This window comes from Planctobacterium sp. AWM4_229 (genome assembly GCF_056160305.1).
Genome location: NZ_JBSWWX010000001.1, coordinates 453,634 through 467,470, shown reverse-complemented (window position 1 = coordinate 467,470; position 13,837 = coordinate 453,634). Strand labels below are relative to the sequence as shown.

Annotated in this window: 9 protein-coding genes; 1 reads left to right on the top strand and 8 read right to left on the bottom strand. The window is 46.0% G+C overall.

The annotated features are described in order from the left end of the window. Window positions 1-56: 56 nt before the first annotated feature. Window positions 57-515: a hypothetical protein gene (locus tag ACXAGP_RS02055; protein ID WP_475259209.1), complete on the top strand. Its 459-nt coding sequence runs from the start codon at window positions 57-59 to the stop codon at window positions 513-515. Here ACXAGP_RS02055 and ACXAGP_RS02050 read toward each other — a convergent pair whose 3' ends face one another. The 8 genes from ACXAGP_RS02050 to ACXAGP_RS02015 form a co-directional block, all read right to left on the bottom strand. Next, the gene (locus ACXAGP_RS02050) at window positions 516-3,179 is read right to left on the bottom strand and encodes a protein kinase domain-containing protein (protein ID WP_475259208.1); all 2,664 of its coding nucleotides are present in this window, start codon (window positions 3,177-3,179) and stop codon (window positions 516-518) included. It lies immediately after the preceding gene. Between the two features lie 171 nt (window positions 3,180-3,350). After that, on the bottom strand, window positions 3,351-4,316 hold the full coding sequence (locus ACXAGP_RS02045; protein ID WP_475259207.1) for an FHA domain-containing protein: 966 nt from the start codon (window positions 4,314-4,316) through the stop codon (window positions 3,351-3,353). A 322-nt stretch (window positions 4,317-4,638) separates the two neighbouring features. Further along, entirely contained in the window at window positions 4,639-5,679 is a 1,041-nt protein-coding gene (locus ACXAGP_RS02040) for an ABC transporter substrate-binding protein (RefSeq protein ID WP_475259206.1), read from the bottom strand. 226 nt (window positions 5,680-5,905) lie between these two features. Further along, window positions 5,906-7,462: a methyl-accepting chemotaxis protein gene (locus ACXAGP_RS02035; protein ID WP_475259205.1), complete on the bottom strand. Its 1,557-nt coding sequence runs from the start codon at window positions 7,460-7,462 to the stop codon at window positions 5,906-5,908. Between the two features lie 201 nt (window positions 7,463-7,663). Next, the gene (locus ACXAGP_RS02030; RefSeq protein WP_475259204.1) at window positions 7,664-8,062 is read right to left on the bottom strand and encodes a hypothetical protein; all 399 of its coding nucleotides are present in this window, start codon (window positions 8,060-8,062) and stop codon (window positions 7,664-7,666) included. Window positions 8,063-8,150: 88 nt separating this feature from the next. After that, window positions 8,151-8,885, bottom strand: coding sequence for a copper chaperone (locus ACXAGP_RS02025; protein ID WP_475259203.1), 735 nt, complete (start codon window positions 8,883-8,885; stop codon window positions 8,151-8,153). 17 nt (window positions 8,886-8,902) lie between these two features. Beyond that, a complete protein-coding gene (locus ACXAGP_RS02020) occupies window positions 8,903-10,378 on the bottom strand; it encodes a tyrosinase family protein (RefSeq protein ID WP_475259202.1) in 1,476 nt (491 codons plus the stop codon). Window positions 10,379-10,656: 278 nt separating this feature from the next. After that, complete coding sequence (locus tag ACXAGP_RS02015) at window positions 10,657-13,827, bottom strand: efflux RND transporter permease subunit (protein ID WP_475259201.1); 3,171 nt, start codon at window positions 13,825-13,827, stop codon at window positions 10,657-10,659. Between the last annotated feature and the right edge of the window lie 10 nt (window positions 13,828-13,837).

The window sequence follows — 13,837 nt, the reverse complement described above, 5'->3', positions numbered from 1 at the left end:
TTTTAATCTGTGTTTAAGCTTAGTGCTTTTAATTTTTTAAATTCAGGAGAATGATAATGTCGAATCCGGAAATTTCTTTGGTGATTGAGCCATGGACCACGGCCAATACCCACTTTAACTTGTATGTGGAAAATATTGGTGACCCAGACGAGTCTTTGGTAGCCGAATTTGCAGATAAGAAGTTCGCACTAAACGGTGAGTTTACCTTTATTGACCTTATCTACAACGGCACCTTTGCAAATAACGGAGATCAAACGGCGAACCTGGTATTCAATCTACAAACGCCGGGCTATACATTCCGTAAAAGAGACAATGGTATCAAAAATGTTACCGACCCGGATAAGTTTGACTTTGCTGCAACATTGCCAGAACCCACAACCTGCATTGTGACACTAAATAATGTCGATATCGAAAAAACCAACTTTGCCTTTAACTTTGATATTAAGAGTTCAAATAATGGTAAGGACCATTTGTTTGATCCGGAGATCGTGGTTGGGCGCCCCCCACAACAGTAATTACTGTTTGGAACTTTTACACTGAAGGCTGGTTTCAATTGAGTCTATTGAAACCAGCTCCAAAAACTCTTCATTATTGCAAAGATTCTTAAACCAAGGAAGGTAAAACCAAATTTTACCCATTCCTTGGTTTATCGCTTGTTTGATATCATTTAACGCAGAGTTGTTTTCTTGTAATTCTGCCAAAATCATCGCTGAGATATAAAGAATATTTGGGTTTGATGGTGAAATTTGTTTTGCCTCAGAAATAAATTTCAATGCTTCAGCTCCTTTCCCTAAATGAAGGTATGATTGTGCTAGTCGAGAGAGGCTTACCAAGTCACTTTTACCAGTGCTGATTTCAATAATTTTTAAATATATTTGTTTTGCTTCTTTTATTTTGCCGGACGCTAAAAGTATATCTGCATAATTTAGCAAAAACCCGGGATGTGCTGCATTAAACTCTAATGCGGACTTTGACAACTCAAGAGCTTGAACTAAATCTTTCTTAATGAAATATGCAAGAGACAAGTTTGTGAGGCTGGTGCCGCTCGGCTCATTGTCTGCAATTTCTTCATATAAGTTAATTGCTTCATTAAGAGAGCCTTCTTGCAAATACAAAGCCGCCAGCAAAGAGTATACCTTAGGGATATAACCATATAATTCTTTGGTTTTTATCAAACTATTGAATGCTTGTTGCTGATTACCTTGCCACCAATATGTGTAGGCAATATTGGAATAAGCTATTGCAGTTGGATGCAGGGAAATTAACTCGGAATAATGCTCTATTGCTTTTTCATATTGTTGAGTGAACTGATAATAAAAACCTTTTAAAAACAATAGTTGTGTTTTATTGAATCCCCGATTCTCCATTTCAGTTATTATACTGTGAGCGTCCTCGTATTGTCTGCCGCCCATCGCCAAATAGAAACCGTCCTTTAAGTACGTCTTAGAAATTTGAAGCTCATTTGGAACTGTAATAAATATATCTTTTGCTGTTTCGAGAACTTTCTGATCGTTGCTTTCATAATAAACATCCAATGCTGTTTCAAAATATAAACTATACACAGGGTAAAAATAGGCATTGTTTTTAATCAGTGCTTCCAATCTTTCCAGCGATGTCTGAGTGTATTGCCCTTCGGTATACACCTGATAATAAATCTCCAGATATTCGGCGTAGTCTTCCTCTGAAATCACCAACGATTTGGCGTTTAGCTCGCTAATACCGCTGTAGAGATTGGTAAGTTGGGTTTGGGCAAACTGATAAATAGGCTGATAGCTTTCCAGGTAAATGGGATTTTGCAGGCGGTTGGTGGTATGCCATTTGGCCTCTTCCGCGTTGTTATTTTCCGTCTGGTTAAATAAAGACAACACCAGTTCACAGTGTTGCGCGTTACAGATAAGCTCAGGGGCGACGATGTCGTCGGCGCCGGTACTTTTACCTATTAAGTCAATATCGCCCTGGGTGTCGTCCAGTTCTGATTGGGGAATTAGCATTAAATGGGGCGTGCTAATAATCAGCTGCTGCAAGGCGTCTTCGATACTGGTGAGTACCAGGTTTTTTTGCAGGCTGGACAGTGGTTCGGTTTCGGTTATTTGTGGTTTTAATACTGCCACATACCGGGTAGGCGGTGGCTGCATCATAAACCACACCACCAATACGCTGATAAGGGCTACACAAGCCACAGCAATCGCGGGCAGGGTATAAGATTTATTAGGTTTGCTAAGCGGCAAGGTTTCGATGGTTTGGGTTTCCATGCCCAGAATATCTTGCTGCGCCAACATGCGCTGCAGTTGTTGCAAACGGTCGCATACCTGTTTGCTGGAAGGTCGCTTATCGGGGGTTTTATGCAATAACTGATTGAGCAATTGTGCCAGTTCGGGCGGTAAGGCCGGGGTGATGTCGCTGGCGTTCATGGCGCTGTCATTAACAATGGCCTGAGCGATATCGGTTGCCGTGGTTTCTGTGGGGGTTTCCGTTAAATTGAGGCTACTGTGTTTGGCAAAGGCGTGTTTATCTGCCAGTAACTGAAATGCCAATAGGCCAAACGAAAACATATCCGATGCGATACACAGGCTTTGGTTTTGTAACTGCTCTGGCGACATCCAGGGCAAACTGCCGCGCACTTTTTCCGACTTAGCTCCGTCACTATTCAGTGGTGCTTCGTTAAGGCGAGCAGCAATGCCAAAATCGGTGAGCTTGGCTTTAATGTTTTGGCCATCGCGGGTATCCAGCAGAATGTTGTCTGCTTTAATATCCTTATGCACAATATCGTGTTGGTGTATGGCCTGCAAACCTTGTGCTATCTGGTATAACAAGCCGATTTTTTGCTGCAGCGACAGGCTATTTTCTAGCTGATACTTTTTTAAGGTAATGCCCGGCACATATTCCATGATAATGGCCGCGCCGGGTTGTTCGATAACGCTGTGTACCTGCACCACATTGGCATGATTGATTTTGGCCAGGGTGCGCGCTTCCTGTAATACATCCTCGGCGTAACTGGCGTTGTCATGGTTGTGATGCAGTACCTTAATGGCAATCTGGCGGCCCAGGGTTTCATCCTCTGCCAGATACACCCGGCCCATGCCGCCCTGGCCTAAGAGTTTAATGGGGCTATATCCCTTGAGGTGCTGAAAGTCGGTGTTTGTCTGGATTTCAGTGGTGTCGTTTGATGCGCTAGCCAAGGGATATTTCCTGAAAAAACATGCCAATAGGTGAAAACTCTAAGGGCTATAATAATGGCATTTGGTCGATAATTACCAGATGCATTCGCTTAATCCGTTAAAATGCTTTTATTTCCATCGCCATTTTACAGCGTAAGTTGTAGATGTTTATTTGCCTGGACAGTTTTGAATTTATGCCTTCGGGAATTGGCATTCCAGATTGGCGCCTTTATAAATTGTAAAATGTTCACCACCAAAGCGTATCTTGCCTGACTGACGCTCAAATAAACGGTCGGCGTTGTCTACTTGTTTTACCTTATCGGTAAACTGTTTACGGGCGCGATGGATAAGAATATTCAGGTGGTTAGGGTCCATGCCTAAATCACGCGATAACAACTCCATTTCTACCCAACCCTGGCTTTGGGCATCAATACCTTGTTGCGCGTGTTGGGCCTTTTCTCTGGCCAGATGCAGGGTGAGGTAGTGGTGGCTGCGCACCTTAAAGTCCACAAGGTTGTCGGGAGTTTGTAGCTGCAAACGGGTGCTTTCTTCATCCAGACTCAAATCAAAGCGGAAGTTCAGTTGCGCAATTTCGTGATGCTCCAGCAGCTGGGTTTCGTCGATATTATTAAATAGCTGTAAGCGCCAGGTATGGTTACCTATCAGAATTTGCTCGCCGTTAAAGACCTTTTTGGGAGGCTGTTGAGTGGTGAGGTTCTCATAGTACCACTGCTGCTCTAAGTCATTGAAATACAATGCTACTTGCAAGTCTTTCTCATTGGGTAACAGGTTGTAGTTACTCAATAAAACCGCATCTTCCGGGGAAACATTGGTTGTGGTGGGCAACAATAAGTTTTGCGGCGGCGCTATATCAACGATTTTAAATACGTGCTCTCCGGTATTGCACAGCTGAATAATGTCGCCGGGTTTTAATGGCGTACTTTCGCCTTTTTGCAGTTTGTGATCATTCAGCCAGCAGCCGTTTTTACTTTGGTCCCGCAATTGCCATTGTTGATTTTCCCATTCGATCACGGCGTGCACTTTACTGATGGCCGGGCTGGCCAGCAAGGTATCCACGGCGCCGGTTAAACGTCCAAAGCGGTGGTAGCTCTTCAGGTAAAATGGATAAGGGCTAATTGTGCTGCTGATCAAGGCCATATTGGGTACCGGATATTTCTTTGTTGTAATTGTTTTGGTTCTTTTTCACTACTCAAGGCAGGGCGCATTAATGCCTTCATATAGTTATCGACGAGGTTATGGGCCAAATAAGTGCTACTCCATGAAAACTCGCTCAAAATGCGCGGCTTGTTCAAAAAAGCAGTAGTGAATTTTGGGCATCAGCCTGGTCGATATAAAAAACTATTCTAACCATGGCTTCGCCAGAAAATGAAATGATTCCTGTCATAATTTACATTTTGTACGGTAATGTGGTTTGGCTTCGATATTTGGTGTAAAAGCCGACGCGTAAAGCAATAAACGCTCAGGGGCAGATGCTTTGTTGGCCTTCTGGAGTGAAGGTTTTGGTGACAAAGGTCTCAAGATCAAACTTAGCTGGTTCGGAATGGGCTCGACTGAAGCGGGCAAAATCGAATTGTTCTACAGCACTGCCATCGGTATTGGCGTGAAAGGCAGCAATTTGATGTTGGTCACCTGGTGTAAAAATCGCTAACTTGCGCTGCATACGACAGGCGGGGCGCAATCCGGCGTGATAATCCGCCAGCATAACCAGCGCTTTTGCCCCCAATACCACATGGCCGCCGTAGGATAAATCAATGGGGAATTGCTTCTCGGGTTTATCCCAGTTGATACCGCCAATGGTTACCTGATAGTCGGGCAGGGCTTCAATAACCGCTCGCCGGGCACCAACAGCAATGGGGTCGTTGGCCGACCAGATAATATCAATGCGCTGCCGTTGTATCAGTCCCTTAATTTTTTGATAGGCAATTTCCCCCGACCAACTTACCACTGGACTATCTAAAAACTGAATTTCAGGATGCTGTATTAAGTAATCTATGAGTCCGGCATTGCGCTGAACTGACGCCGGGCTGCGATAATCCCCTTGCAGTGCGATTAAGGTGATGCTTTTTTGCAGCGGATATTTTTGTTGATGGATGCTGAGCAGGCCCTGCATCAGACTGCGTCCAGCCTGAAAGTTATCCGGTATGACGCTGCCAATTAACAGTGCTTGTTGTGAGGCGCTGAAGGATGCAAGTTCTTGTTCACTAAAATTATTCAGCAACATAAAAACCGGAATGTTGTGGGCCATTAAGGTGTGAGCCACATCCAGGCCACTGCTTTTTTCGTTAACGATAATGGCGTAATCGGGTTTTAACGCCGCGGCGTCATTCGCCAGTTGTTTCATTAACAGGTGGTTGCGCTTGGCGTGCAACGACACCAGTTCGATATCCAGATCATTAGCGGCGGCTTGCATAAAGCGATTGACGTTAGACCAGAAAGCCCCGGTGTCATCACCTTGTGGATGACCCGGATTGATGAATGCGACTTTTAAAGGTGCTGCCATAACGCTAGTTGCAAGACAAAAGCTTAGCGTAAGGGCGATCTGGATTTTTAAGTTCATAGTGAAATAGTAGCGTAAAAGGTGGGTTAGTATTATGCCTCTGCGTGAATATTTTTGGTTTCTATGTTTGCTTGTGGTTGGGAAATGTACTGTTTTTTGAATGAAATGCCAGAGGGAATTAAGCGCAACAGGCGGAGTTTATTCTCTGCCCGTTGTCTTACTAAATCTCTCAATTAAACTGTTTTATCAGCGAGGTTTGGGTTGACACCTGGGACTTCAAAGACTCACTCAGATGCTGGGCTTTTTTACCGTGATCGCCACTCTCGTCGGCCAGCTCCTTAATACTGTTTACGTTTACTGCCACTTGCTCAGCCACCACCGATTGCTCCTCGATTGAGGCGGCAACACTGCGATTCAGATCGGTAAGCTGGGTTATTCCGGTGAAGATAAGGTTCAGGTTTTTACCACTGTCGTTGGCTTTTTCCACACTTTGCGCAGAGAGGTTAATACCCTGTTGCATGGCGATTTGTGCCTGGTTTGAGGTGGTATTGAGCTCAGTGATAAGCTTGGTGATCTCTTCGGTGGATTGCTGTGTTCGGCTGGCCAAACACCGCACCTCATCGGCCACAACGGCAAAGCCTCGGCCTTGCTCACCGGCTCTGGCGGCCTCAATGGCAGCATTGAGCGCCAACAGGTTTGTTTGTTCGGCAATAGCGTTTATCTCGTTTAAGATCCCCTGAATCATGTCATTGCCGTTCACTAGCTTCTTAACTTCTTGCGAAGCCATTTGCAATTGGCCGTCCAGCTCACTAATGGCCTCAAGGGTTTTTTGTACTGCTTGTTTACCGCAATTGGTTTGGGATTCGGATTCTTCTGCCGCCGTGGCCGCCGTTTGCACATTGGCAGCAAGCTCCTGAATGGTGGCGGAGAATTGATCCATGGCGGTGGCCATTTGAGTGACTTCGTCAGTTTGTCGGTTTAGTAACTGTGCCACTTGCTGGCCACAAGTGGCGCTGTGCTCGGCGTTATCATTCACCTTATCGGTGACGTCATTGACCCGGCCGATAATCGCTTTGAGTTTGGCCTTTTGCATCTCCAAAGCCAGGTTGATATGACCTGAAACATCGTTGCTTCCAGCATAGAGATAGGACATTAACGGATTGTCGTAGATTTTTTTGGCTTTGTTCACCAGCGCCAGGTATTTGCCTCGCCACAGAGAAAAGCCCACCAGGCTTATGGCAAGTGTTAAAGATAAAGCAACGCTCACAACACTAAACGAAGTAAACACAGCAATCAGGCTGATCAAAAACGCAATACTAAAACCCAGCAGTGCCAATAGTGTTAAATCAAAAGGCGCTTTTAATGCTTTTGATTTCTGGCCATCACACATTTTGCGATATTCGGTTTCCGCGTTATCAACCAACTCACGGGTGGGTTTGGTGCGTACCGATTGATATTCAATCACCCGATTATTGGCATCTTTAATAGGCGTTACGAAGGCATTCACCCAATAATAATCACCATTTTTACAGCGATTTTTAACTGGCCCCATCCATGAATTACCGGCTTTTAGGTTTTTCCACATATCAGCAAAAGCGAGTTTGGGCATACCCTGATGACGCACTAAATTGTGGGGTTTTCCCAGCATCTCTTTCATTGAGTAGCCAGCAATATTACAAAAGTTGTCGTTGGCATAAGTAATGCGGCTATTCAGATCTGTGGTTGATAAAAGGATGTCGTTTTCGGAAAACTGAACTTCATTACCCTTTAACGCTGAGTGGCTCATTAGTGCTCCTGTTCTATACTGCAAGACACATTTAAAATGCGGAAATCATTCCATGCGTTTTTTGTTGGCGAGACTTTAACGGTTTACTCTGGAGAATAGAAAGCGTTAGTTTAACTGAATGAAATATGTTTGATTTATGTCAACATTTTGTGCGGTTCTGGGTACTTTTACAGCCACTAAGTGACTAATTTAAAGGGTTTTTTAAGTGAATAGCAGAATTTCTTTGATTAGTAACGATGACGCTTCCGTTTGCTGGGAGGTTATTGCCTCAAACCGCAGTGGAAACAGGTTTTCACACTGCAAAAGCTGGGATTTTTTCAGCTGAAATCTTTGAGAAAAACACAAGCCTTGTTTGTTTGTGGCTGACTCTGGTTTTACACCATAAACGGGGAGGGTAGCGATGGCTTTCCCGTCGGGGACATTGAGATAAACGCGATAGTCATTACTGGAAATAGCACCAAAAATGCCATTAAAGCAAATAACGAGCTGCATTGGCATGTGAGTAGCGCTGTTTACAAAGGACGGCCATTGCTCAGTGGTTGACAGTGCAATGTCCTGTTGATTGTCAGTTAGCTCTACCTTGCCGGTTGATTTAGCCAAAGTGATGTTGATGGTGTATTCCTCAACGTTGTTTACCTGAGCACGATACCTTACGCAGTGTACACATCCAAGTTCAGGCGCTGTGTTTCTAAGAATAAAACACAGCGAGTTCCGGCCAGGTTAGTAAATAATAAAGTGCAATGGCGAAACAGGTAGCGGGTAGCAGCTTTGTTGTTCGCGGTAGTATCATTCTTTCGTACAACAATGCACAAGTGAGTACCAGCATAACCAGCAGATCGTGAGCCGAAACCAGCATGGCTAACATGATCACATAACAACTTTGTATGCAGCGCTGACCTTTGAGCAATCCAAATTTAAAGCTATCCCAATAACAAGGCCAGCCATTGATCCTCAATGGAACGCCTGCTCCGCAAGCTTGTGCTGCAGCGCGCCGAGAACGGGAAAAACACCAGGTACCGGCAATCATATAGGCGATAGCTGCGACAGGCAGGCCGTTTATCTGTACTGGTAGGCCAATCGGGCTAAACACCAGCAAAGTGATAGCACCTGTTACTATCCAGGTCAGGCAATAAGCAATAAAAAACAACAGGCTGCTTCTGACAACCTGATAGCGAGGCAACGATTGTCGTATGAAGCGAATACCGCTGCTTGCCATCGGCAGCATCATGGCAAACACCATGAGCAGCCAGTTAGCCATTATGGTTGTGACGGGCAGAGTATCATGATGTCCATGGTGATGGTGCCCATGATGGCCCCCACTGTCGCTTGCAGCAACCAGGTACCAAAGCCAGGCGCCGATACTGATAACAAAAAGCGGCCAGTAGGGATGCGCCAATAGCCATTGGCGCATCTTGTTTTGCATAGTCAACATCGCAGGATTTAGTCGCACTCTGTATGCAAACTAATACGGCCAATTTCAAGTATGTTTTCTTTGCTGGCACCCACTTCCGGCTCAATGGTGACACTCAGATTGTCTTCGTCCCAATCGTTTTGCTGACGCAGTTTGTTGATCACCTTACTGATGTTAATCGTAAAGTTCATACCGCTGCCATCGTGCTCCAGAGAGGGAGTCGAGGCGTTCCCCAAGCCAAAAAAGGACAGGGTAGCCACTTTGTTGCTAGCTGATTTGCTCGGATTTTTACCACTGTTTAAAAATACATTCACCGATGGGGCTTTGTTGGAGCCTTTCACATTGTTGATTTTTAATATGCTGGTTTTTTCTTTGCTTTGTGGGCTGCTAACACCAGGTAAACTGGCTACTCTGTGGGCCGCGGGTACTATTTCCAGCGGCACATCGGCGGCGGTATCACTGAGGCTGACTCCACTGTTACTGGCACCCAACACATCCATTGGCATGAGTTCTGGTTGTGTTACTGCTGCGGTCCTGGATGCCCGTAATAAAGGCGCTTGCTGTGTGGCTGGATAACTGTTTTGGAACACATAATTTAGCTGCGTGGTGGTACCCACCTGGCCGGGGGTAAGCACCTGGACGTTATTGTCTTTATCATGAAATTTAAAGGGAAAATCTAACCAGGCACTGACCACAGGATTAGCTCGGTTGTCGCCTTTATCCAGCCATACCTGCCAGAGTCGGTCGATGTTGCTGTGGTGCAGCCAGAATATGGGATCCAATGCGGCGGTATTCGGATCCGCCATTGCGCCACCCACATCACGATGAATGGCATTGTGAGGCATTAGCTCCAGCTGACCGGTTTGATTGCCAAAGTGGCTAAATCCGGTTCGGCCACCGCCAAATTCTAATCCGTTTTGTGAGTTATTATCATTGGTAAACACCAATTCTGCCATGGCATCAGCGCTGCTGACATAGTCGGTTCGCATGGTGTAATTGGCCCTGTCTGGCATCCATAAATCAGGCGTATTCGCGTTTGCACCAGTGGCGCTACCAAAGGCATCTGGAATATTCAGTGCTTGCTGTTGCTGGGCTGTTGTTGCATTGGGGTTATCGTACTCACAGTAATTCCAAAATGGCAGTGTCCAGCCTGCAGGTCCACCCAATGAAACCACGGTGTCTGCGACAATCTGTTCGAAGTAATAAAGATACATACGATGCCAGGGTAAGAAGAACCAGGTACCGTGTTGACAGCGGTTCCAGAAGGGACTGCTGGTTAAATCACTGGAAGGCGGATAACCCGGGGCAGAAGACCAAAAATCAAGTGCGTATTGGTAATCGGCTTGTGTAGGATAATCAGCTGGGGAAGGATAGCCATGCATGGCTGCCTGATACCACCAACTGGTGGGATCCGAGATATCCCGGGTTTTCATTTCGGCTACGGCTTTGGAGTACCAAGATAGGGTATCATCCTGTAAATCATAAACACTTTTTCTAATATTCATCACACTGCTCCTACATTTCCTTTCAGTGACATTGTGGAATAACAGCCCTTGCAGCTTAATGACCGAAGCAAGGGATACTGTTAGCTAAACATGAGTTGAGAATTGAGAAATTAAATTCACTGATTAGCCTAGGTTAATAATTTGACCTTTGCAATGTTTGAGGTGAAATAAATCACCTGTATATTTTGGGGGTTCCACATGAGGTAAGAGCAGGGCTGCGAGGAAGTGCAGCCCTTTATTAAGTTATTGTTGCTTAATTTGTTCCTGACCCTTTTGTATTAGTGTGCTGTCAGTCTCTCTATCTTGCCTTTGGAAAAGACTCGGTAAAAGCCCGGTAATACAAATAAGGTTAACAGTGTTGCTGTAAACAATCCGCCAACAATGACGCTGGCTAACGGTTTTTGAATTTCCGCCCCTGTTCCGGTGGCAAGAAGCATGGGAATGAGACCAAGTGCCGAGGTTATGGCAGTCATGAGAACCGGACGCAACCTGGATGTCGAGCCCTCAATAATGGCAATGCTAACCGCTTCACCTGCAGCAATACGCAGGTTGATACTTTCTACCAGCACGACACCATTGAGTACGGCAACACCAAATAATGTGATAAAGCCAACTGAACCCGGAACAGACAGATATTGACCAGATACGTACAGTGAAAAAATTCCGCCAATGATTGCTAGCGGTACATTTAACAGGATCAGGAGTGCCTGTCCCACCGAGCCAAATGCAAGATAGAGCAATAAGGCAATGAGAACGAGCGCCAGAGGCACAACCAGCAACAGGCGTTTTTGGGCTCGCTGCTGGCTTTCATATTGACCTCCGATCGCCACTGAATATCCGGGTGGTAAAGTCAGCTTGGTGTCGATACTGTGTTGAATGTCTTTGACCACACTACCCATATCACGTCCTTGCACATTGGCCTGGATCACAATACGCCGCTGCACGTTGTCGCGGCGTATTTGTGGTGGACCCGACTCAAAGGTAATACTGGCCACGTCACCCAGGCGCACCCATGCACCAGTGGGGGATAACAATCTGATATCGGCGATAGCCTCGCTATTGGCCCGATAGCTTTGCTCCAGGCGCACATAAATATCGTAACGTTCGTTGCCGTTAAAAATCTGACCGGCAGCTTTGCCACCGATACCGTCGTTGACCACCGCCATGATGTCGGATACCGACAAGCCATAGCGGGACAGCTCCCGGCGATCAGGGGCAATCACCAATTGCGCCTCACCGACTGTTTGCTCCAGCGCGACATCTTGGGCACCATCGATTGCTTTAACCAGACTTTCAATTTCTTTGCCCTTTGCCGCTAGTGTCTGTAAATCCGGGCCAAATAGCTTGATAGCTAATTGTGCTTTAACCCCTGATAGCAACTCATCAACACGAGTAGCAATAGGTTGTGAAAAATTAAACAGCAACCCCGGAAACTGCTCCAGTTCCCTCTGCATGATGTTCTGTAATTCATAGCGATTGCTGGCGCTTGTCCACTGCGCAATGGGTTTTAAGCCGATGTAAATTTCAATATTATTGACCGGCTCTGGATCGCCGCCTATTTCCGGTCGGCCAATACGGCTCAAGGCATAGGTAACCTCCGGGAAAGCCATTAAGCGAGCTTCCAGTTTTGGGGCCAAGGACAATGCTGTTTCTAAACTGGCAGAAGGTGCCAGTGTTACCCGAAGATTTAATGTGCCTTCTTCCAGTTCCGGCACAAACTCAGTGCCTATTCTAGGCAACAAAAACAACGCAGTCAGAAGCAATATTGCAGCCACAGAGCAAACCCATTTATTGTTGTTTATGGCGGTTTTGAGGATTTGTCGGTAACCACTGGCAACAGAGCTAAGCAGGGTATTGGTGTGCACTTTGACATTGGCTTTAAACAGGAATACGGCCATGGCAGGCACCACTGTCAGGGCCACGATAATGGCTGACACTACTGCCAGCATAATACTGATGGCCATTGGTTGAAATAGCTTGGCCTCCACACCTTCAAAGCTAAATAGTGGGGCAAACACTAGCAAAATGATTGCTGTAGCAAAAAATACCGGGCGCGCAACCTCCTTGCAGGCTTGGGCAATAACGGCAACGCTTGTCTTTTGACGTGCGCTACAATTTACCTGTAATTTTTTAATGATGTTTTCCACCATAACCACAGAGCCATCCACCAACATGCCAATGGCTACTGCGATGCCACCTAAAGACATTAAATTGGCTGACAACCCTAACCATGACATCAGGGTTAATGCCATGGCAATAGAGATTGGGATGGATATTAATACCAGAATGGTGGCGGGAAGATTCATCAAGAATAGCGCCAGTACCACCGAAATAAATATAAATGCCAAACTAAGTGCCTTAACCACAGTGCTGATGGACTGTTGGATCAAATCGGCCTGATCATAAAAGGGCTCAAACCGCACACCGTCGGGCAGCGCCTGATTGATTACACGTGCTTTTTGCTTGATGGCATCAATGGTTTCCTGGGTATTGGCACCCAGGCGTTTAAGTACAATGCCTGAGACCACTTCCCCTAAATGGCTAACCTTCGCCTGGCTGTCTTTGCGGGTTATGCTTTTACGGGGCATCTCTTTACGAGTCATGGTCACGGCGCCTTGTCGTATTTCTGCGCCCATCTCAACAGTGGCCAAATCTGACACGGTGATCACCACACCATCAAGAGTTTTAACTGGAACTTGCCGGATTTGCTGCAGACCGTCCTCGCCACTGCTGAACCAGCCCGTACCTCGAATAACCCATTGTTCCTGACCGCGATTAATGAACCAACCGCCTGCATTTTGATTGTTTTGCTCAATGGCTGTTACCAGATCTTGTTGGCTCACACCGTAGGCCAATAACCTGGCAGGATCAAAATTCACCTGATATTGACGCACATTGCCACCAAAGGATAATACATCGGTAATACCATCCACCGGCATCAACAGCAATTTAACCACCCAATCGTTTAAACTACGCAAGGCAGTAGCATCAAATTGACTCTTATCATCAGCGATGAGTAAATACTGAAATACCTGGCCTAAACCCGAGGTATTTGGTCCCATTTCGGGCACACCAACTCCCGGCGGGATCAAGTCTTTTGCCGCTTGCAGTCGTTCAAATACCAGTTGCCGGGCGAAATAAATGTCAGTGCCTTCTTTAAACACCACGGTAATTCCCGACAAGCCGGTTTTTGAAATGGAGCGCACTTGCTGCACGTCGGGCAAAGCATACATAACTGCTTCAATGGGGTAGGTGATCAATTGTTCTACCTCTTCGGCAGCCAAACCAGGCGCTTCGGTATTAACCGAAACTTGGACATTGGTAACATCCGGAAAGGCATCCAGATTGAGCTTTGGCAATGAGTAACTGGCTGCGGCCAGTGCAAGCAGTAGCAAGAGCAATACCATCAGGCGATTGTTAACTGAGCAATCAATAATGCGTTCTAACATACAGGCGCTC